Source organism: Flavobacterium frigoris (genome assembly GCF_900111075.1).
Lineage (GTDB): Bacteria > Bacteroidota > Bacteroidia > Flavobacteriales > Flavobacteriaceae > Flavobacterium > Flavobacterium frigoris.
Map to the genome: position 1 here is coordinate 1 of NZ_FOFZ01000004.1, position 21,393 is coordinate 21,393.

General features: G+C 34.5%; 18 protein-coding genes and 1 pseudogene. 6 read left to right on the plus strand and 13 right to left on the minus strand.

Annotated features, from left to right (window positions below; translation table 11 throughout):
• Positions 1 to 80 precede the first annotated feature (80 nt).
• The 5 genes and pseudogenes from BMW63_RS07125 to BMW63_RS07145 all read right to left on the minus strand — a co-directional run bounded on the left by BMW63_RS07125 (position 81) and on the right by BMW63_RS07145 (position 2,081).
• A complete protein-coding gene (locus BMW63_RS07125) occupies positions 81 to 533 on the minus strand; it encodes a hypothetical protein (protein WP_139174215.1) in 453 nt (150 codons plus the stop codon).
• Positions 534 to 543: 10 nt separating this feature from the next.
• Positions 544 to 861: a hypothetical protein gene (locus BMW63_RS07130; protein ID WP_074722716.1), complete on the minus strand. Its 318-nt coding sequence runs from the start codon at positions 859 to 861 to the stop codon at positions 544 to 546.
• Positions 858 to 1,131: pseudogene (locus tag BMW63_RS18390) on the minus strand (hypothetical protein); the annotation flags it as partial. The gene BMW63_RS07130 and the pseudogene BMW63_RS18390, both read right to left, overlap by 4 nt.
• Before the next feature lie 230 nt (positions 1,132 to 1,361).
• Positions 1,362 to 1,499 carry a hypothetical protein gene (locus BMW63_RS18665; RefSeq protein WP_394333761.1) on the minus strand — a complete coding sequence of 46 codons (138 nt, stop codon included), beginning with the start codon at positions 1,497 to 1,499 and terminating at the stop codon, positions 1,362 to 1,364.
• 111 nt (positions 1,500 to 1,610) lie between these two features.
• Positions 1,611 to 2,081: an OsmC family protein gene (locus BMW63_RS07145; protein ID WP_074722720.1), complete on the minus strand. Its 471-nt coding sequence runs from the start codon at positions 2,079 to 2,081 to the stop codon at positions 1,611 to 1,613.
• A gap of 120 nt (positions 2,082 to 2,201) precedes the next feature.
• Between BMW63_RS07145 and BMW63_RS07150 the strand changes: the two genes are divergently transcribed.
• Entirely contained in the window at positions 2,202 to 3,053 is an 852-nt protein-coding gene (locus BMW63_RS07150) for an EamA family transporter (RefSeq protein ID WP_074722722.1), read from the plus strand.
• Between the two features lie 53 nt (positions 3,054 to 3,106).
• Here the strand turns inward: BMW63_RS07150 and BMW63_RS07155 are convergent, their stop codons facing one another.
• Positions 3,107 to 3,874, minus strand: a complete 768-nt coding sequence (locus tag BMW63_RS07155; RefSeq protein WP_074722724.1) for an XRE family transcriptional regulator — start codon at positions 3,872 to 3,874, stop codon at positions 3,107 to 3,109.
• A 134-nt stretch (positions 3,875 to 4,008) separates the two neighbouring features.
• Between BMW63_RS07155 and dinB the strand changes: the two genes are divergently transcribed.
• Together dinB and BMW63_RS07165 are read left to right on the plus strand one after the other, a co-directional pair.
• Complete coding sequence (dinB, locus tag BMW63_RS07160; protein WP_139174216.1) at positions 4,009 to 5,166, plus strand: DNA polymerase IV; 1,158 nt, start codon at positions 4,009 to 4,011, stop codon at positions 5,164 to 5,166.
• Complete coding sequence (locus BMW63_RS07165; RefSeq protein WP_074722728.1) at positions 5,166 to 8,213, plus strand: DNA polymerase III subunit alpha; 3,048 nt, start codon at positions 5,166 to 5,168, stop codon at positions 8,211 to 8,213. The genes dinB and BMW63_RS07165 overlap by 1 nt, the downstream gene beginning before the upstream one ends.
• A gap of 208 nt (positions 8,214 to 8,421) precedes the next feature.
• On the opposite strand, the gene BMW63_RS07170 is transcribed toward BMW63_RS07165, so the two are convergent.
• The 4 genes from BMW63_RS07170 to BMW63_RS07185 all read right to left on the minus strand — a co-directional run bounded on the left by BMW63_RS07170 (position 8,422) and on the right by BMW63_RS07185 (position 12,043).
• Positions 8,422 to 8,718 (minus strand): type II toxin-antitoxin system RelE/ParE family toxin, encoded by a 297-nt coding sequence (locus tag BMW63_RS07170; protein ID WP_083380385.1) that lies wholly within the window; start codon positions 8,716 to 8,718, stop codon positions 8,422 to 8,424.
• Positions 8,718 to 8,963: a hypothetical protein gene (locus tag BMW63_RS07175; protein ID WP_074722732.1), complete on the minus strand. Its 246-nt coding sequence runs from the start codon at positions 8,961 to 8,963 to the stop codon at positions 8,718 to 8,720. The genes BMW63_RS07170 and BMW63_RS07175 overlap by 1 nt, the downstream gene beginning before the upstream one ends.
• A gap of 211 nt (positions 8,964 to 9,174) precedes the next feature.
• The gene (locus BMW63_RS07180; RefSeq protein WP_074722734.1) at positions 9,175 to 10,065 is read right to left on the minus strand and encodes an NmrA family NAD(P)-binding protein; all 891 of its coding nucleotides are present in this window, start codon (positions 10,063 to 10,065) and stop codon (positions 9,175 to 9,177) included.
• Positions 10,066 to 10,357: 292 nt separating this feature from the next.
• Complete coding sequence (locus tag BMW63_RS07185) at positions 10,358 to 12,043, minus strand: tetratricopeptide repeat-containing sensor histidine kinase (protein ID WP_245744912.1); 1,686 nt, start codon at positions 12,041 to 12,043, stop codon at positions 10,358 to 10,360.
• A 974-nt stretch (positions 12,044 to 13,017) separates the two neighbouring features.
• Here BMW63_RS07185 and BMW63_RS07190 point away from each other — a divergent pair.
• The 3 genes from BMW63_RS07190 (at position 13,018) to BMW63_RS07200 (ending at position 16,661) form a co-directional block, all read left to right on the plus strand.
• A complete protein-coding gene (locus BMW63_RS07190; protein ID WP_074722738.1) occupies positions 13,018 to 13,923 on the plus strand; it encodes a DUF6268 family outer membrane beta-barrel protein in 906 nt (301 codons plus the stop codon).
• Positions 13,924 to 14,627: 704 nt separating this feature from the next.
• A complete protein-coding gene (locus tag BMW63_RS07195) occupies positions 14,628 to 16,247 on the plus strand; it encodes a sensor histidine kinase (protein ID WP_083380387.1) in 1,620 nt (539 codons plus the stop codon).
• Between the two features lie 9 nt (positions 16,248 to 16,256).
• Positions 16,257 to 16,661 (plus strand): response regulator, encoded by a 405-nt coding sequence (locus BMW63_RS07200; protein WP_074722742.1) that lies wholly within the window; start codon positions 16,257 to 16,259, stop codon positions 16,659 to 16,661.
• 104 nt (positions 16,662 to 16,765) lie between these two features.
• Here the strand turns inward: BMW63_RS07200 and BMW63_RS07205 are convergent, their stop codons facing one another.
• From BMW63_RS07205 to BMW63_RS07220, 3 genes are all read right to left on the minus strand, one after another.
• Entirely contained in the window at positions 16,766 to 17,482 is a 717-nt protein-coding gene (locus BMW63_RS07205) for a hypothetical protein (RefSeq protein ID WP_074722744.1), read from the minus strand.
• Positions 17,483 to 17,699: 217 nt separating this feature from the next.
• Positions 17,700 to 19,583: a M1 family metallopeptidase gene (locus tag BMW63_RS07210; RefSeq protein ID WP_074722746.1), complete on the minus strand. Its 1,884-nt coding sequence runs from the start codon at positions 19,581 to 19,583 to the stop codon at positions 17,700 to 17,702.
• Positions 19,584 to 19,758: 175 nt separating this feature from the next.
• The gene (locus tag BMW63_RS07220; protein ID WP_074722750.1) at positions 19,759 to 21,339 is read right to left on the minus strand and encodes an NADP-dependent glyceraldehyde-3-phosphate dehydrogenase; all 1,581 of its coding nucleotides are present in this window, start codon (positions 21,337 to 21,339) and stop codon (positions 19,759 to 19,761) included.
• Positions 21,340 to 21,393: the final 54 nt, after the last annotated feature.

The following is a 21,393-nucleotide window of genomic DNA, read 5'->3' on the forward strand; positions in this document are numbered from 1 at the left end:
CAAATTTATATTTTGTACTCATTTAATTAATATTGTGTTTACTTTGTGGGCACGAGCGAGACGCTCGCGCTAGCATACGCTCAAGCCAGCGGGGGGGTATAATATTGTAAAACGTGTTCTACAGTTCCCTCCAATGTCCCTAATAATTTCTTTTCTATGATACCATTAAACCAAGAATCAAACCCAATTCCTATCCATTTTCTTTTACCTTTTTTATCAAACTTATTACCAAAATTTATTAATTGTGGAGTTCCTTCACAGTAATCACTTTTTGGCGCAATTCTTAATTCTCCTCCTAATTTTTCCGTTAATAATTTTGCGAAAAAAGCCCAAAAAGAGAGTCGTAATTTATTTTGTACAATTTCATCATAAATAAAATATTTCGTTTCATAAAATTCTTGAATATCATTTATTCTATTGTCAAAATCTCTAATGTTTTCTCCCTCAAACCCATTATCATTAAGAATTGATATTAAAAAATTAATATGACTATCTATACTTTCTACGAAATCTGTAAATTCTTTTTTATTCATTTTCATATCATTAATATTTTACTATTTTAAAAAGCCCTTTATCTTTTAACTCTTTTCTTAAATTTGCATTAATAAATTTATTTATCTCATCTGTATCAACTCCATCAAAACAGTGCCATTCAATTTTAGATATTTGATTATTTGTCAGGTTTTGATTTAAAATTTCAATGTCCTTCAAAATTTGATCTTTATATTTTGACAACGTAACTGGACCTGATTTTACTTCTCTTGCTGTTTCATCTAAAACATTGTCAAAATAACGTTTCCCATCTGATGTACTAATCCCCGCTAGCGCGAGCGTCCCGCTCGTGCCCACATTATAAATCAATTCACGTCTATCTCTAAAAGTGTTTGGTCATTATTTCCATAATTTCTAGCACTGCTGTATTTCCAATCTATTGGATCAGTTACAAAACCTGATTCAACAGGATTTTGATGAATATAGTTAAGTTTTTGCTCAAAAACCTTTAGCGACCAAATCTCTATTGGATGATTATCTTGTTGCCACCCGAGCCTGAAAGTGCGAACTGGCGAAGCAAAATTGTCTATGCTTTACATTGCTATTTTTTTTACCTGCTCGTTCCATCATCCAAAGCACCCCCGATAGCGCAATTGTATTGTTAGTTCTTGGTTGAAAAGTAGGAGACTCAAATTTGAATTCGTAACTTTGAGTAAATCAAAAAAACTAATGAAAAAACCAACCAATAAATTACCGCATTTTGAACTAAGTGGTAGCTCTTATTTTCGCGTAATTCATCAATTTTTAGACTTTACTCTTTTAGCAAGCCAGCATCTAAATAAAAACTTCGGTTTTTCAAGATTTATGGCTTATGTAGAATCTCTTAAATTGTTTTTATTAGCACGAAGAAAAATTGTTTCAATATTTCTTTTCTTAGCCATTTTGTTTATTGCTACTTCCTCGTATGCTGTTTCTTCCCTAGCTGTATTCATAATTACCTCTTTCACTTTTAGTTGGACTCTTTTTCTTTCTTCATCTAAAAAATAGAACCCGAAGAGCAATTATAGGTAAATAAATTATCCGAAACCTTACAAACTCTTTATTTAACTTCTACGAAATTATCCTATTTCACAACTTGCTTCATGAATAATCGGGAAATTACAGGAATTAGCAATAAAACAAAGTTCATTTGCTTTTTTATGTAAAGTGATCGCTTCTGCTACTTTATCTTTTTGTGTTATGGTCACTTTTGGATACAAGCGAACTTCAATAAAGCGTCCGCTTCCGTTATCTAAAACTTCAAGTGTAGCCTCAGCATTATCAGTGTATGAAAGCACTTCGATTCCGTTTTGAGCACATACATATAAGTACGACATCATATGGCAGGAAACCACACTACTTAGGAGCAAATCTTCTGGATTATACAAATTTGGATCTCCTTTTAACGCTTTGGCGGCTGAAACATTCAAAATCGGCTTCCCTTCAATGGTAACGGTATGGCTTTTACTGTAAATTTTAGAAGTTGAAACCTCCTTCTCTTTGGTAGAAAACCAATTCAATTTTGCTTTAAATAAATGTTTGAAACCCATTGTTTTCTTTTTATTCCAAAAGTAATCAAAAACCGTAACAACGATTACTTTAATTAAAAAATGCCCCCCTTTTCAAATTATAAATTTTGTAGTTTTGTCTTTCTACATCTCTATAATAAAGTGAAAAACAAACTATCCAACATACCTCCAATACCAGCCGTACTTTTCGCAATAATAAGTGTTCAGTCTGGTGCAGCAATTGCAAAAACTCTTTTCCCTGCCATCGGAGCAGCTGGAACTGCCTCCCTGAGAATAGGTATTTCGGCTATCATACTCTTCGCAGTTTATAGACCAAACCTTTTCAAGATTACCCCTAAACAATGGAAAGTTGTAATTCCTTATGGTTTGTGCCTTGGAGCGATGAATTTAATTTTTTACATGGCAATAGAGCGTATTCCCATTGGACTAGCGGTAACACTAGAATTTATTGGTCCGTTACTGGTTGCTGTTTTTGGATCAAAACGTTTCATTGATTATTTGTGGGTACTTCTGGCAGCAGCAGGAATTGTTTTGATTGCTCCGTGGACAAATAACGGAATAAACGTTTTAGGTGTTTTATTTGCTTTATTGGCAGGAGCCTTTTGGGCTTTTTATATTGTTTTGGGCGGGAAAGTTTCAAAAGTAATGAAAGATGGAGAAGCAGTTGCGACCGGAATGCTCTTTGCTTCACTATTGATTGTGCCTTTTGGAATTATGGGAAACGGATTCAGTAATCTCACCCCTACATTTCTTTCTTTAGGAGTAGCGCTTGCTCTTTTGTCTAGTGCCATTCCTTTTACATTAGAAATGAAAGCACTTGGCCAACTTCCAGCTCGTACATTTAGTATTTTAATGAGTTTAGAGCCGGCGGCAGCTTCTATTTGCGCGCTGATTTTCTTGCAGGAATACCTTGCTCTTAACGAGGTGGTAGCTGTTGTTTTTGTAGTAGTCGCTTCCGTTGGATCAACACTTACTGCCAAATCGCAAACCTAATGTTAATTTTAAAATTGCCATAAGCCAAAGCGATATTACAGCGGTTCTGTTCTTTAATTAATTTTATTCCCTACTTCTCGAATTTCTCTTCGCAATTCCCTAAACATATCCTTTAAACTCTCTGAACTCAAATCATCTGGTGTAAACTCATTAGTAGCGATACTGCAGGCATACTGCCAAATTTCCAGAATCTCCGAAGCTTTAATTTCATACGGCAAATAAATCGTATTGTCAGAATGTAGCATCAATGCGTTTTTTCCGTTTTTGTTCAGTCGTTTGTACACTATTCCCTGACTTTTAGTGATCACGATATACGTTTTTCCGTCCATTACATCACCCAATCGTTCTACATATTGCCCTACGATAAACGAACCTTTCTTATGTGGCGGCATCGAATCTCCATCTACAGGAAAGGCTCGGAATTTTCCGTTTCGTAAAAACGGAAGCGAAATATGTTGTAAACTTTCTATAAATTCCGGATCGGCATAACCGCTTAGATATCCTGCCTGCGCTTTATGAGGAACAATTTCTATAATATTTTCCCCTTGCTGGTCAACGGTTATGGGTAACAATATCCTGTTGTCTCCCAGTTTTAGCAAGTCTTCAATGGGTATTTTATGTACGTCAACCGAGAGTAAAATATCAATACTGACATGAAAATAATACGATATTCTCTTCAAAATATCATACGGAGGTTCAGAGCTACCGTCTTCATATTTGACATACCTTCCTCTTGTAATCAAAAGATTTTGAGCTAGTTTTTCCTGAGAAATACCCTTTTTAATTCTTAGCTGTCTGATGTTGTCGGAAAATAAAGACATAGTGATTTTGTTATAATTTGTAACAGCAAATATACTGTATTTTGTTATAATCTGTACTAATTTTGCAGTTCAAATTTGCCGGAAAAAATTTTAGATGAAATGGATAGATGTACAATTTGAAAAACAAAATCAATATGGCAAGGTCAATAGTACACATGGATATGGACACTTTTTTTGTGTCCTGCGAAAGGTTAACCAACTCAAAACTAATTGGTTTACCGCTCATCATTGGCGGTGGAGACAGAGGTGTAGTCGCTTCTTGTTCCTATGAAGCCCGAACGTTTGGTGTTCGCGCTGCAATGCCTATAAAAATGGCGCTGCGCCTTTGTCCACAGGCAAAAGTAATGAAAGGCGATATGGAATTATACTCTAAATTATCCCATGATATTACGCAAGTCATTGAAGAGAAAGCGCCTATTGTCGAGAAAGCAAGCATCGATGAATTTTACTTGGACATTACAGGAATGGATCGGTTTCATGGTTGTTACCAATGGACTAACGAACTCTCACAATCAATTACAAAAGAAACGGGATTGCCTTTAAGCTTTGCATTATCGGTTAACAAGACGGTTTCAAAAATTGGAACCGGAGAATCAAAACCAACAGGGAAATTAGAAATTCCAGAAACTATGGTGAAGTCTTTTTTGAATCCGTTGTCCATCCAAAAAATTCCCATGGTTGGCGACGTTACCTTTCAATTACTGTCGCGCATTGGCATTCGAACCATACAAACACTTTCAGAAATGCCCGCAGAAGTGCTGCAGCAAATGATAGGTAAAAATGGTATCGATATTTGGAAAAAAGCAAACGGTATTGACAATAATCCGGTGGAGCCTTATACGGAAAGGAAATCAATTTCGACGGAACACACCTTTGGACAAGACACTATCGACATTCAAAAATTAAAATCAATACTGGTAGGCATGGTCGAAAAACTGGCTTTTCAGTTGCGTTCTGAGGAATGGCTGACCTCAACGGTCGTAATAAAAATACGCTATTCTAATTTTGATACCGAAACAAAGCAATGCCGAATCCCATACACTTCGGCTGACCATACTTTGACAAGAAGTGTCACCGAATTGTTCGACAAGTTGTATCAGCGTCGCATGCGGTTGCGGCTAATTGGTATTCGCTTTAGCGGATTAGTTCGCGGAACCTACCAAATCAATATGTTTGAAGATACCGAGGAAATGCTGTCGCTGTATCAAGCGATGGATCGAATGAAAAAACGCTACGGTTTTGATGCTGTAGCCCGTTGTGCCGGCGCCACTCTCAAAGTAAAAAATAAATAATGTACCTCAACTGCCACTCTTATCACAGCCTGCGTTATGGCACTATTCCCTTAACCGAATTAGTGCAAATGGCCGCCGCATGCGGTGTAAAAGCCATGGCGTTAACTGACGTAAACACGGTTACCGGGATTTATGATTTCATCAAAGAATGTCAGACTGTTGCTATAAAACCCATCGTTGGAATCGAATTTAGGTATAATAATAAACTGCTTTACATTGGCTTAGCCAAAAACGCAGCAGGTCTTGCCGAAATGAATCGTTTTCTGACCAAACATAATTTCGATAAAACGCCACTACCTGCTCAAGCACCCCAATTTCATAATGTAAGTATTATATATCCAATCGAGAATGCCCCTGATGTTTTTAGAGATTTTGAATTTTTGGGTATGCGTCCAGAGCAGCTTCCTATGCTATTTCATAATCAATGGAAAAGCAAGCTGGATAAAATGGTGGTTTTACAGCCGGTGACTTTCCGGACTAAGAGAGAATTTAACCTGCATAAAATCCTTCGGGCAATTGATACCAATGTCATTTTATCAAAACTTACCGAAGCTGATTATTGCCGAACATCAGAAACGATGGTTCCATTGGAAAACCTATTGGAAAAATTTAGTGATTACCCCCAAATTATTGAAAATACAGAAAGCATCATTGCCGAATGTAATTTTGAATTCGAATTCAAAACACCCAAAAACAAAACCAATTATACAGAAAGCGGGGAAAACGATATCCAACTCCTGACAAGCCTTGCCAACCAAGGATTAATAAAGAAATACGGCAACAATAATCTTCCGGCACGCGCTAGAGTAGAAAAAGAATTGAAAGTCATCCATGAGTTGAAATTTAGCGGTTATTTTTTAATCACCTGGGATATTATTCGGTACAGCAACAGCATGGGATTTATGCATATTGGTCGAGGAAGCGGTGCCAACAGTATTGTGAGTTATTGTCTCGGTATTACAGCTATTTGCCCGCTTGAACTAGACTTGTACTTTGAACGTTTTTTAAACCTGAATCGCAAAAGCCCCCCCGATTTTGATATTGACTGGAGTTGGAAAGAACGGGATATTATTCTCGAATACATTTTTAATCGGTACGGTCGAGATCATGTGGCTTTTTGTGGTACGAATGTAGAATTCAAATACCGCTCGATATTCCGCGAAGTGGGTAAAGTTTTTGGTTTACCCAAAGAAGAGTTGGACGCACTGGCTAAAAATCCAATGCAGTTACACGATAACAATTCGGTAGTTGCATTGGTACAGAAATACGGTATGCTGCTCGAAAAATACCCCAATCAACGGAGCATGCATTCCTGTGGAGTATTAATTTCAGAAGAACCTATTACAAATTATACGGTTTTAGAAATGCCGCCGAAAGGCTTTCCCATTGTGTTGTTTGACATGCACATTGCCGAAGATATTGGTTTTGAAAAGTTTGATATTCTAAGCCAGCGTGGTATTGGTCATATTGATGACACGGTAAAATTGGTAAAAAAAAACCGTGGTATCGAAGTCAATATTAGAGATACGACATTATCTAAAAACGAAGCAAAATGCAATGCATTTTTAAGTACTGGAAAAACTATTGGCTGTTTTTATATCGAAAGTCCCGCCATGCGTGGCTTATTGCGAAGACTTAAATGTGAAGATTATAAAATATTAGTCGCTGCATCCTCGATTATTCGTCCGGGTGTGGCGCAAAGCGGTATGATGAAAGAGTACATCTTTAGACACAACCACCCCGATCAATTCGAATATTTCCACGAAACATTCAAAGAACATCTGGGAGAAACTTATGGCGTAATGGTGTATCAGGAAGATGTGATCAAAATTGCGCTACACTTTGCAGGAGTCCCCGCCTCCGATGGAGATATTCTGCGTCGGGCGATGAGTGGCAAAGGACGCTCCACTGCTGCATTACAAAAAGTAAAAGACAATTTCTTTGCGTGCTGTGCTCAAAAAGGACATCCTTTAGCGCTCAGTCAGGAAATATACCGACAGATAGAATCCTTTGCGGGTTACTCTTTTTGCAAGGCACACTCGGCCTCTTATGCGGTCGAAAGTTATCAAAGTTTGTACTTGAAAGTGTATTATCCCGTAGAATTTATGGTAGCGGTTATCAACAACCAAGGCGGTTTTTACAGAACGGAAGTGTATGTGCATGAGGCAAAAATGTCCGGCGGCATCATTAATACTCCCTGTGTGAATAAAAGCGAGTATGAAGCTACCGTTTATGGCGTTGACGTTTATCTCGGTTTGATGCAACTCGAAGGACTCGAATCTAAAACAGCGCATCGCATCATTGCAGAGCGCAATACGAACGGTGAATATCAATCGCTCGAAGATTTCATCAATCGCATTCCGATTGGTATAGAGGGAATCCAGATCTTGATTTTCATTGGTGCCTTCCGTTTTACATCCAAAACAAAAAATCAATTGCTTGTCATTGCCAGATTGATTCTAGTGAATTTCAAACCGGAAAATCGGAATTTAATGTTGCTTCAAGAACCGGTTAAGGAATACATGCTTCCGGTACTGGAACGTTCTCCTTTTGAAGACGCCTTCGACGAAATAGAATTACTCAGTTTTCCGGTTTCCTGTTCCCCATTTGATTTGTTGCAAACAAAATACCGCGGTGATGTACTGGCCAAAGATTTATTGCAGTATCATAAAAGAACGGTAAAAATGCTGGCGTATCTTATTTCGAGGAAACACGTGCCTACTAAAAGAGGGACAATGTATTTTGGAACTTGGATTGATACCGAAGGAGAATTCTTTGACACAGCTCATTTTGCTGATAGTTTACAGAAATATCCTTTTCAGGGTGGAGGTTGTTATTTGTTATTGGGAACTGTGGAAGTCGATTACCACTTCCCTACTATTACCATAAGCAAAATGGCCAAAATGCCGTTCATCCCAGACCCTCGATATTCTAATTCCAAAGACAGACAGTACAAAGCGCATCAGCAAATTAAAGAAGATGTGAGCATGACCCACCGAGCGCCTTATCCGCAGGAAGTCAATCTGCCACGGTATAAGATGTCTTAGTGATTTAACAGCATACCATTTAAGGCCAACGCTAATCAAATACAATCATGTTAAGGAAATTGTTGTGAATTGGAACGGATACAAAGTCAGGAGATATTTGCCCACTTAAGTGAATTTAGGAACTCTTCAGGAAGCTGCCAAGTGATAGCGAAATTTTAGAAACTTAATTTTTAAACATAAAAAAACCGCTAATTTTGAGCGGTAAATTCTATTTCTCAGTTACTTGACTTTTAGGATCTTTTCTACAGTCAAAAATCCGTAAAATCCAAATTGTATCTTCTTCTACAGTGTAAATCAACTTGTAATGACTGACAATAATCCTCCTACATTCTAGTTCTATTTCATCTTGTTGGTATTGTTCGGTAAAAACCAACTCTCTTCCTGCCTTTAAAATAGCATCTTTAATATTTTTTGCTCCTTGTGGCGAGACTACTTTGTAGTGGTTGTGAATTATTTTTAATTGCTCTTTCGACTTATTCGTCCAAATTACTTTTAATCTACCCATTACCAGTTTTCTGATTCTTTTTCTAAATCTTCTTGAGTAGTAAACTCACCTCTTTTTATTTCGGCTATTGCTTCTTTCAATTCCTCTTTGTAAGCAATTTTTGTTAGTGGTTTTCCATCGACTGAATAAGCCACAACTTCCTCTTCCCAGTAACTTTCCATTACCGCTTTTACTACTTTCAAAAGACGTTCATCGGCTTGATTGATGTATTGTAACAGACTGTCTCTTAATTCTAAAGCTCCCATGATTACTCCTTTTTTATATATTCCAAAGATAGCTGTTTTATTTTGTATTCCTTTTTAGTCTTTTGTTATTTTATTTAATCGGAGTTCGAATAAACGAAACAACGGGATCCTAACAGTAACTCTAAAATAATTGCCACAGATTCACAGATTAAAAAATTATTTTTATCATCTGTGAATCTGTGGCCAAAAAAAACACATGAAATAAGGCAATTTAATATACTAATTCCTCTTTATGTTTTTTAATAAAATCAGCCCATCTTGTTGGCTCTTTTCCTGTGATTTCAAAAAAGTTATCGAAAGTATCACTGGCTCCAGGAATAGTTCCGTTTGCATGTTGTTTCCAATGATCATATACACAGTTCATATAAGCCATATCTGCTACAGCATCTTTCATTTTTTGTAAAAAAATCTCAGGCGAAAGTGGCTCGTATCGAAAAGGCTTCCCTAGAATTGATGTCATTAATTCTGCAATTTCATCAAAGGTTTTTGCGTCATAACTAAGTCTGTACGTTTTGCCACTATGCAATTCCGGATGAGCTAGAGCTAATGCCGCAACTTGTGCCACATCATCAACGTCGACCCAACTCAAACAGGCACCGTCAACATAGGCATTAAGGACTCCTTTGTTTGTTGCTTTTTCGCTTCCATAGCTTAATAAATTTTGCATAAAATCCTGAGGGCGTAGATGCGTAAAGGAAAAACCACCCCACTCAACATATCTTTCTACCAACTGATGCCACACCCAATGCCCTACAGTTGCATCATCAGGTCCACAAGCTCCTAAATGCACAACATGTTTAATCCCTGCTTTCTTAGCATTGTCTAATAAAACCTTACTTTGGCGTAACATGTCAACAGTATAACCCGTTACCATAAATAGACGATCTATGCCTTCAAACGCAGGCAAGTGTGTACTGTCGTCATCAAAATCAAGAATGACCGTGGCTATTCCTCTATTTGTAAATGGAACTGCTTTTTCTTTAGATCGTACTGCTGCAACTATTTCTATTTCATTATTAGATAAAAGAAATTCAATAGTTTTACCACCAACCTGTCCCGTTGCTCCAGTGATAAGTATTTTTGGGAGTTTTGTATTCTTCATTATCTATATGTTTGTTTGTCTTTTATAAATTATATCCAAAGTTACAAATTAACTATGACTATGTGCTGCAGCTTTGATACTCATCGTTATAAGATATAGGCTAAATAGTCCGAAAATTAAGTCGAAAAGGCTCTATCGGTAGTGGCAAGCTCAAACAAACATTCGAAAAGTAAAGTTAGAAAGCTACATACTAAAAAGAGCAATAAAAACCTTTTCAAAGAACGGTTGCTGATTTACCTTCACTCTATCATCAATAGAACTGGAATCAAAACTATCGCAAAAACACTTTATGCTATTTTGGAACTACAATTTTTGCTTTGAAACCTTTATTAATTTGAGAGTCAAAAGTAATTATTCCGTTGACTGCCTGAATACGGTTTTCTGCATTTTGGAGCCCATTTTTCAACACTAGTTTTTCCGAGAATCCTATTCCGTTATCTGAATAGTCAATTTTTAGATTTTTTTGATCGCAATCAAACCCAATTACCACAAAACTAGCTTGGCTGTACTTCTTCATATTGACCATGAGTTCTTGTAATACTCTTTGCAACGCTATCTTTTTTTCAGTTTGAACTTTTGACCAATCTATTGGATTTCCGTTTTTAATAATGACTTCGGCACTGTCGCTTTTATAGCTACTTAGCATTTGTTTTAAATTCTGTTCAAAACTTTCTCCTGTCTCTATAGTACTATTCTCCCTAGAGAAATTTCGTGTTCTAATATATATTTTATCAAGACTATATATAAGTGTTTCCTTTTTTACCGGATTTTGTAAATCTTGAGTTTCGGCAAAAGTCATCGCATAAAAAACATCATTGGCGAGTTCATCATGGAGTTCTTTAGAAATTCGGGTTTCGGTATTATAACTCGCTTCTAAGCGTACTTGTCTGTTTCTATTTCTATAATAATTAATCAAATACGCTATAGTTCCAAGTAAAAGCAAGAATCCAAATACTAAGAGATACTTCTGACTTTTTTGTGTTTCCAGTTGGAGTAAAGTTTCTGCTCTTAGTCCCTTGTATTTGATATTTTCTAAAGTCGTTTTTCTCGAATCATACTTAATTTTAGCAAACTGATTTTTGGCGTTGTTGCGTACTGTTTTAATACTATCGTTAAGATTTATGAACATAGTAGCATAATCATTTACTCCTTTTTCCAGATTGTAAGACATTAAGAATTCTAATGCCTCTAGTCGTTCATCAATACTTTGATGTTTTGTAGCTACTTTATAAGCCTGTAATGCAATCTCCTTCGATTTTTGATGATCTCTATTTTTATAAAAATCGGCCAAATGCAAATAGCTTTCAATACTCCCATAGGAATCATTAATTTTAGTCCTGATCGTTAAAGCCTGATTCATTAAGCTTAGTCCCTCTGGAATATGATTGTTTTTATAATAAGCAAATCCCAGATTATCAATAATCCTGGCTTTTCTATTCGGTAACGTATCTAAAATATCAGATTTTAAAATGGGCTGTAAAAGAGCAACAGCCTTTCCGTACTTTTTTTGTTCCATATAAACCGTGGCGATATTATTTAACGCTGTTGCTTTAGATACGGAATCGATTGCTGTTTTTAAAATTGTGGTAAAGTAGACAATAGCGTCATCGTAATTCATCAATTCTTCTGCTGCAATGCCAAATAAATTATTTACGGCCATTTGATATTGCAAATCATTATTTATATAAGGTAAAGCCTCCGTCAAGGTTTCTTCACTACTATAATAATCTCCATAGGTCTGCTGGATTTGAGCCATTACAATAACATTATAGGTAATATAAGGACTGCTCCCCTCAATTTCAAATAATTCTTTGGACTTATTATAATAATAGAAAGCACTATCGACTTTATTATTGCTATTAAACGAATCGCCTAGTTCAGAGTATTTTTGGGCTTGGATGCTACGTTTACTTTTATTGTTTTTAGCACTAGCAGCAACTGCTTTAGTGTCTTTTTGGCAAGATACAATCGAAAACAAAAGCAATAAAATATAAATCGGGGGACGCAGCATATAAAGTAACTTTCCCCGAAAGTAGTATTTAATTGTAGATTAATACTTATAATTATTGATTTTTTGACGGTGTGGTAAAAATTATATCATCCCTTATCCGCCTTATTCTATTTCCACAGACCGACGGTACAACGCATATCAGTAAATTAAAAAAAAGTGAGCATGACGCATCGAAACCCTTATCCACAGAAGGGAAATCCACCACGGCATAAAGTGACCAAGAGATGTTTTACGATGAAATTTTTAAAGTGAAATTTGTAATTAATTTAAATGATAAAATTTATTAATCAAATATTTCAAAACAAAATAAAGCACACTTACAACCACTGCTAAAGAAAGCAGGAAGCTAATCAGGTTTACCACAATATTAGGGATAAACTTCAATCTAGGATGCGTAAAGTAAGGTTCACGATGGAGTCTCTCGTGGATGTTTTCTTTTACTATTTTTATTTTTTTCTTGATAATATTATTTTTTTACAAGCTACGCTTACCGCAATTATTTGAAAGAACACCCTATCGATGTAGCTGGATTACTATTTACAAAATCCTTTTTAACCCTACTAAATTAAACAATTAATTTAATATACCGTAAACACGAAATAGAAAGAAGATCACATTTACATCTTCATTCCATCATTTAATCGCATTCTCTGTCCTTTCGAGCTATTGTTTTACTGGAAAATGGAACTTGAGCCACCACTCTTTCGGCAATTACAGTAATCGATCACTCCCTATTATTCTTAATTATACTATTTTTTAATTCTTTTTTGTTTTGTCCTTATGTAACTATATCAACAGGATTTAGTGGGGAATTCCCAAACTGTATCACACTGTTTATTTAAACATAACTACTTAATATTAAATATCCTAAAATAAAGCAAAAACACTAGCAGACTATAAAAATAAACTTTTCGTGTATTAAAAAAAGGTAGATTTATAAAATGGTAAATAAATTACTTCTTTTCCTATTTCTGATTTCTCCGTTACTAAGTAATTCACAACAATATGTGGATCTCTTAAATATAAGCTATTATAAATCGGGAGATACTAATTTTACAAACAGTTCTAAAAGTACTTCTATTTCTATTTTTGACTCTAAAATAACTTTGCCAATTGTTTTAAATGAAAAAACTGCCCTTATCACTGGGTTTGATTTCAATATTAAAAAACTACAATTATTTCCTAATTCTAATTTCAGTAATCTATACTATACTCGTCTTAAATTAGGTTTTGCCACAGACCACTCGGATAAATGGATCGGTACTTATGTCTTATTACCAATATTATCTTCGGATTATAAAAATATAAGTTCAGACGATATTTATCTCGGCGGTATTGCGGTATGGACTTATAAAAAGCGCAAGAACTTCAATTATAAATTTGGACTATATACTGGAAATGAAGCCTTTGGTTTTTACATTACTCCCTTAGTAGGTATTTACTACATCAGCCCTAATTCTGGTTTTGAAATTAGTGCATTAATACCGGGGCTCTTTGATGTGAATTTTGGTGTTTCCAATAAAACGAGACTCGGAATCGACTACAAAGGAAACTCTGAAACATTCAAAATTCAAAACGACAAAGCGCTAACAACTTATTTAGAAAATAATTCTTTAGAGTTTTCATCCTACCTCCAAAATAATTCGTTGGACAAAAATCTTCTTTTACGTTTAAAAATTGGGTATTCAACAAACAGTTATGATGTATACGCTGTTGACGATAAAATTAATTTATCAATTACTCCTTTTAAGTTTGGAAACAACAGAACTAAATTAAATTCTGAATTAGACTATAGTGCATTTTTAAAGGTCGAAGCTATATATCGATTCCCTATTTCTTCGAAATAGAATTGTTATTACATAAATTCTATTCGATAAAAAAACCGCCCTGTTCCTTTTAAACAAAACGACTTTGAATCTATTTTAGCGTGACTCCTAATCTAATAACTTATAATAGAACATTTCAGGAATGCCTTCTACTCCGACTTCGATCATCAATTTTCTCTGTGCTTCTGAATTGATTATTGCTTTAACCTTATCAATATCTGAGATTTAAAATATTAGTATTATCAAACCCTCAGAATATTGAGTCATTAATGGAACCATCTTACTGCTATACCTCTATCATCATACATCTTATGTAATGGATCAATGCCTTCTACATAACGAGTATCTTTTAATCTGTATTTCAAAGTTTTTTAGGCGCAACAAATTCATTTTATTAATTACGATCTACATTCAGATTCTAATAAAATACTTCGACAACTAAAAACCTATATTCTAAAATTTAATACGATAGTGTGCAATTATTTCTCCGTATTTTTACAAGCCTACAACTGTATTAATTGATTTATATATTTAATAAACGAATTTTTAGATTTTGTTTGATGTCACAATTTATTTTACTGACTACAATCTAAATTCTGAGTATACCAACATTAAACAAGTCCTAAAATTTGATAATATAAAATTTAAAAACATTCTAAGGAATAATTTTAAAGTACCTTTAACAATTAACAAGTGTTTTCTTTTCTTGTAAAATAGATGAACAAATGAATTTAATGAAATTCCATTTACTAATGAATCTACAAAATAGAAAAAAACTAGAAATTCTAAGTGTCATAATTGTGCTCATTTCCATAATTAGTTTTCTAGGCTATCTATCCAAATTCAGTTTTTATTCAATTTTACCTTATCCATGGTCCTTACCGATTCAAATAAATTCTTCAATAAACTTAGTCTTATTTTGTATTTTGTTACATTTTATAGTTAACAAAAAAAATAATCTTTTTATTAAATATTGCTCAATAGTAATAATTGTAAATGGTCTTCTAAATTTACTCTACATTATACACCTTAACTCTGGCATTCTTAATTCAATATTTGCTAATCCTATTTTAGATGGTGTATTAATTGCCAGGTACACTAATGGCCGACCTTGCGTCGCAAGCATCCTTAGCTTTACATTAATGGGGTTCTCGTTTTTGGGGATACATTCAAAAAATAAAATTTTTAATCAAATAGCACAAGCTACTTTGCATCTAGTTACACTAATTTCAATTCTTACAATCTTAGGCTTATCAGATCACATCCCAAGTTTAGATCAACTCTACTTCTTTAGTAATTTTTCGATATATGGTGCTTTTATGCTCATGTTATTATCTATAATGGCCGCAGCTGTTCAGCCCAATTTAGGTTTTGCAGCAACATTTATTGGTTCTAAAATAGGACACGAAATTAGCCGTTCTTTATTTCCGAAAATATTATTCTCGGTTTTAATCGTAGGATATTTAAAAATTTTAATCGCAAGATCAGCTTTAATAAATGAAGCTTCCGCAAATGCATTATTACAAACCTCATATATTTTAATCGCCTTATTTATAATCTACTTTACAAAAGAGAGTTTAAATAAAATTGATGATAAAAGAAAAGAAGCTGAACGTAAAATTGTCTTAGCAAACAACAGTCTTGAAAAAAGGATTATGGAACGTACAAACCATCTAACGCAACAAAATAAGCAGTTAGAGGAATTTGCATATGTAGTCTCTCATAATTTTAGAGCACCTGTTAGTAATTTACAATCTCTTATAGATATTTATAAAGAGGAAAAAGACATCAAAATTAAAGACCTATTATTAGAGAAATTTGAAATAACAATAAATAATCTTGATACGACACTAAATGATCTATTAAGCGGCATTTCCGTTAAAAATGATTTGAAAAAGAAAAAAGAAAACTTATTATTCCAAAACTGCTTTTTAAATGTAGTTGACTCTTTACAAGGAGATATTATTAAATACGGAGCTCTAATTACTAGTGATTTTTCGAAGGTGGCAGCTATAGAATATTCAGCTATATACTTAGAAAGCATAATTCAAAATCTTCTGAGCAATGCCTTGAAATATAGTTCTCCTCTACGAACTATCACAATTCATTTTCAAACCCACATCATTAACGATGGAGTAGTACTTACGGTTTCTGATAATGGAATAGGAATCGACTTAAAGGAACATGGAAACGATATCTTTGGGTTTAACAAAATTTTCCATAAACATCCTGATGCCAAAGGAGTTGGACTTTTTCTCATTAAAGCCCAAGTTGAAGGAATGGGCGGTAGTATAAGCGTAGAGAGCACAGTTGATATTGGAACAAAATTTGAAATTATATTTTAAAACTATCTTATGGACAAAAAATTAATTATTGCAGTTATTGATGACGATTCTATTTTCCAATTTATCGCTAAAAGACTGATCGAATCAATTAATTCTGAACACAAAACTATTATATTCTCAGATGGAAAAGATGCCATCGATTTTATCCATCATAACCTCGATGAAATCGACACTCTTCCTGATATTATATTTCTTGATATTAATATGCCAGTTATGAATGGTTGGCAATTCTTAAATAAATATATTGAACTCAAGTCGAAAATTGAAAAAGAAATAACGATTTATATCGTTAGTTCTTCAAAAAATCCGGATGACTTTATTAAAGCAGAAAACATACATGAAGTGACAGAATATATAGTCAAACCTATCAACCGCGAAAAATATACAAACATCCTAAATTCCTTTTGCAAATAAAACCTCCATTATTGTTTTGTCTCATTAAAAGTTAAAAAAAAATATAATAGATATTAAAAAAACGCAAGAAGGTATGTTTTTACGGTTCTATAAATATCGTGAATTTATTCTACCAACTTATAATAGAACATTTCAGGAATGCCTTCTACTCCGGCTTCGATCATCAATTTTTTCTGTGCTTCTGAATTGATCATTGCTTTAGCCTTATCAATATCTGAGATTGCAAATACTAAAGTCACCACATTAGGATCATCCAAACTTCTTGCCATCCCTCTGTCAATTAAGCCTCCTTCCATTCTTTTGATTGTTCCTTCTTCATCATACACTTTGAGCCAAGCGTCAAAATCTTTTACACGATGGGTTACCATTAGTCTGTCTTTTAGGTTTATTTTTGAGTCATCATTTCGAATTACTTCATAAAAGCCGAATTTAGGAGTACTCATTACACCCGCTTTCTTCATAGCATCCTTCAGGCTGGGCAACATGCTAAAATCTTTTGCTTTATTGACATCGTTCATTTTATCAATTACCATGATGGTATTAGGATTATCCATCCCTCTACCAATAACAAAATGCGAAATTCCATAGGTCATTCGGATTGAATCGTGCGCATCATACGCTGCCCTCCATTTATCGTAATCAGCAACATCGTGTTTAATTACAATAACCTTAAAAGGCATGAATGCTATACTGGTAGTATCAACCTCTTCCATTTTACTCATTTCCGCTACTTTTTCAGTTTTATTATTTTTACATGAAAAGAATGCAACAGTAGAAACTATTACTAAAATTGACATCAACAATTGTTTACTATTTTTCATCTTATTATTTTTAAAGTTAATTACGCTAAGTAAATATAACAATAAATACTGAAAATCAGATACTTACATTTTTTTTTGATTCAAAAAAACAAGAGTAGAATTTATATTACTTTCTCTCCCGTAGCGATTTCAGGACGGCACATATTTCCATAAAAAAAAGTCTCGTTACTGATAACGAGACTTTTCTAACCTTTTAAAAGCTATTAATTTAGAATTATTACTTAGATGTCCAAGTATTATCCTGTGGTGTAGCATCCATAAAAAGTCCGCCATCTAGTGTTACTGACTTCATCTTTTTAGTTCCTTTAAAACTAATCGTTGCTGTTTTTTGGTTGGCTTCCCAAATAGCTGGTGTTTCATGAACTGTTTCTTTAGTCCCATCTGCATAGACAATATTTACATCAAACGGAATCGCAAATCCACCTTCGTTTTTGATTAAAATTGTTTGTGTTTTACTATTCGAATTCACATTTGCAACAGCGACATCAATATAATTATTAGTAAAAAACCAGTTATTAAAGAACCAATTTAAATTTTTACCTGAACTCGTATTTACCGAATTGAAATAATCCCAAGGAATAGGATGTTTACCATTCCAGTCTTCCATATAATTGTGTAACACTTTTTTAAATAAATCATCGCCCAATAAATCTTTTAAAGCCAAATAAGAAAGTGATGCTTTACCGTATGAATTATTACCATACCCCGCACCTGAGAGTTGAGTTGACATCGAAATTATAGGCTGATCTTCTTCGGCAGATTTATCATTTATATAGCGATTTACTCTAAATTGCTTGTAAAATTTATCTGCCGCATCTTTACCATGCTCTGCAATTCCGATAAGATATTCTAATGTTGTTGCCCAACCCTCATCCATAAATGCATAGCGGCTTTCATTAATTCCCATATAAAAAGGGAAATAGGTATGAGCGATTTCGTGATCTTGTACCAACTGAGCAAAAACAGCATCTCCCATTTGAGAATCGTTTACCATCATTGGATATTCCATATCAGCAAAACCTTGAAAGGCAGTCATTTTAGAATAAGGATAAGGAATTCCAGGCCAATTATTAGAAAACCAAGCCAAAGCGTAATTATTGTTTTTTACCGAGTTAATAAAATCAGTTCCTTTTACATCATAAGCTGCTTGAGTACTCACACGACGATTGGTCTTGTTGTCTACAATGACACTTCCTGCATCCCATAAATAATGACTACTCAAACCAAAACATACATCTGAAATATCATTCGCTTCAAATTTCCAAGTATTCCAATCGTTTTGCAAAGTAACTTTACCTTCCTTCATTTCTTGCTCATTTGCAATATGAATAACGGCATCAGAGGTATAGGATTTTTTTAATCTATTTGAAAACTCAGCTTGCAAAACGGCATCAGGATTTAGTAAATCTCCTGTAGCATAAACTACATAATTTTTAGGTGCTTTTATCGAAAAACTATAATCATTGAAGTCATTATAGAATTCCTGACGATCTGTGTGCGGCAATTTATCCCAGCCATTATAATCATCATAAACGGAAACTCTAGGGTAACTGTATGCTACAAAAAATGTAGTTTCATCAATTTGTCCTTCACGGCCACTTTCTTTAGACAAAGGGTAATTCCAGTCAATATCTAAAGTAGTTTTGCTATTAGGTACCAATGCTTTTTTTAGTTTAACAGTACCAACAGTTCCCCAATTTTTAGCATTTTCATTGTAAACTTCTCCATCAATTTTAAAAGAAGTAATTATTAATCCTGCTGATAAAAAATCAGGGCTTACTTCTCCTCCTCTCGGTGAGGTGGGTTTATGAAGATTGTTTACAAAACGAATAACTATTGTTTTTAAAGTATCCTTACTATTGTTTTCATAAACGATACTTTCCGTTCCGCTCACCATTTTTGTATCTGGATCTACACTAATTTCCATGGTGTATTTTCCGTGGTTTTGCCAATACTTATCTCCCGGCTTTCCGTCTTTGGAACGACTGCCGTTTGAATAGGCTTCTTTTATATTTCGCGGAGTATAGAGTTCTTGAGCAAAACTATTTTGTGCAAAAAATGCCACCGCTAACAGTACTAATAAAATTATTTTTTTTCTCATGATTAATTTTTTGAAATAAAATGAATACTAATGTACCATTAGTATCAATAAGCCACTTATTGTAACAATAATTATCTAGAAATAAAAAAATAGAATAAAAAGCTTTAGAAATTAACTCCATAAAAAAACCGCCTAATTTTTTAAGATTAGGCGGTTTCAATTTTAATACTTTTGTTTACAAAATATAATCGGTTGTAATGAAATTAGATTGATCACTGTCCAATAAGGCTTGTAAAATTTCATTGTTATAGTCATTGTCTTTTGAAGCCACAAAAGTTCTAATAGAGAATGAACGTAATGCATCGTGGATACTCAAGGTTCCTACAGCCGAATCTTTTCGTCCTGTAAAAGGGTAAATATCCGGACCTCTCTGGCAAGAACTGTTCAGATTTACGCGACATACCAGATTTACTAAGGTATCGATAAGCGGCGCGATGGTTTTAATATCTTTTCCAAACAAACTTACTTGTTGACCGTAATTTGACTCCGCCATGTCATTTAAAGGCTCTTGTATGTCTTTAAAAGTAATAATAGGCACTACTGGTCCAAACTGTTCTTCATGATACACACGCATCTCTTTGTTGACTGGGTATAAAACCGCAGGGAAGATATAATTAGGTGTATGCTCCCCTCCTTTTTCATTAATCACTTTGGCTCCTTTATCGATAGCGTCATCAATTAATTCTTGAATATAGGCCGGTTTTTCTTTCTCCGGTAATGGAGTCAAGACAACTTCCTTATCCCATGGGTTTCCAAAAATCAGTGCATCCACTTTGGCAGCAAATCGTTTGTTGAATTCTTCAGCAATACTTTCATGAACGTATAATATCTTTAAAGCGGTGCAGCGCTGCCCGTTGAAGGACAAACTTCCAGCAATACATTCTTGAATGGCTAAATCCAAATCGGCATCCGGCAAAATTATCGCAGGGTTTTTGGCTTCCAAGCCCAAAATCAACCGCAATCTGTTTTTGTTAGGATGTTGATCTTGCAATGCAATAGCTGATGTACTGTTTCCAATCAAAGCCAAAACCGCTACTTTTCCTGATTTCATAATAGGAGCAGCCACTTCTCTACCACGACCATAAACAATATTTATAACACCCGCTGGAAAACTGTTTTTAAAAGCTTCCAATAAGGGCGAAATTAATAAAACGCCATGTTTTGCCGGTTTGAATACTACTGTGTTTCCCATAATTAAAGCGGGAATTAGCAGCGCAAATGTTTCATTTAAAGGATAATTGTAGGGTCCAAGACACAGCACAACACCAAGCGGGCCACGACGTACCATAGCATTTATCCCTTGACTTTTAGTGAAACGAGCACTATTGCGGTCTAATTTTTTGTAATCTTCAATGGTATCATAGATGTATTCGACGGTTCGATCAAATTCTTTTCTTGAATCAGTAAGTGATTTTCCTATTTCCCACATTAAATACTTTACCACCTCGTCACGAGTTGATTCCATGTGAGTAACAAAACGGCTCATACATTTGATACGATCTTTAACTCTCATAGTAGGCCATAATCCCTGACCATTATTAAACGCCACATCTGCAGCATGCACTGCCTCGAGGCCTTCTTTTTCTCCCATAAATGGAACAGAGCCTAATATTGTTGGTTCATATTTTTCTGAAGATGAAATTGTGGAAAACACGGCTGATGTTTGACCTTCCCATTTTTTCAACTCCCCATTTACTAAATAAGTATCTTGATTTAATAAAGTTTTAATCTGAAATTCTTCCGGTATTGCATTCATTTTGGTTCTTTTTGATATTATGTTTTATTAGTTATAGCAATAGACTTTAGTCTC

Coding starts and splice junctions, on each gene's coding strand:
- BMW63_RS07125 (WP_139174215.1), bottom strand. CDS start 533: ATGAATAAAAAAGAATTTACAGATTTCGTAGAAAGTATAGATAGTCAT.
- BMW63_RS07145 (WP_074722720.1), bottom strand. CDS start 2,081: ATGGGTTTCAAACATTTATTTAAAGCAAAATTGAATTGGTTTTCTACC.
- BMW63_RS07155 (WP_074722724.1), bottom strand. CDS start 3,874: ATGTCTTTATTTTCCGACAACATCAGACAGCTAAGAATTAAAAAGGGT.
- dinB (WP_139174216.1), top strand. CDS start 4,009: ATGGCAAGGTCAATAGTACACATGGATATGGACACTTTTTTTGTGTCC.
- BMW63_RS07165 (WP_074722728.1), top strand. CDS start 5,166: ATGTACCTCAACTGCCACTCTTATCACAGCCTGCGTTATGGCACTATT.
- BMW63_RS07170 (WP_083380385.1), bottom strand. CDS start 8,718: ATGGGTAGATTAAAAGTAATTTGGACGAATAAGTCGAAAGAGCAATTA.
- BMW63_RS07175 (WP_074722732.1), bottom strand. CDS start 8,963: ATGGGAGCTTTAGAATTAAGAGACAGTCTGTTACAATACATCAATCAA.
- BMW63_RS07180 (WP_074722734.1), bottom strand. CDS start 10,065: ATGAAGAATACAAAACTCCCAAAAATACTTATCACTGGAGCAACGGGA.
- BMW63_RS07190 (WP_074722738.1), top strand. CDS start 13,018: ATGGTAAATAAATTACTTCTTTTCCTATTTCTGATTTCTCCGTTACTA.
- BMW63_RS07195 (WP_083380387.1), top strand. CDS start 14,628: ATGAATTTAATGAAATTCCATTTACTAATGAATCTACAAAATAGAAAA.
- BMW63_RS07200 (WP_074722742.1), top strand. CDS start 16,257: ATGGACAAAAAATTAATTATTGCAGTTATTGATGACGATTCTATTTTC.
- BMW63_RS07205 (WP_074722744.1), bottom strand. CDS start 17,482: ATGAAAAATAGTAAACAATTGTTGATGTCAATTTTAGTAATAGTTTCT.
- BMW63_RS07210 (WP_074722746.1), bottom strand. CDS start 19,583: ATGAGAAAAAAAATAATTTTATTAGTACTGTTAGCGGTGGCATTTTTT.
- BMW63_RS07220 (WP_074722750.1), bottom strand. CDS start 21,339: ATGAATGCAATACCGGAAGAATTTCAGATTAAAACTTTATTAAATCAA.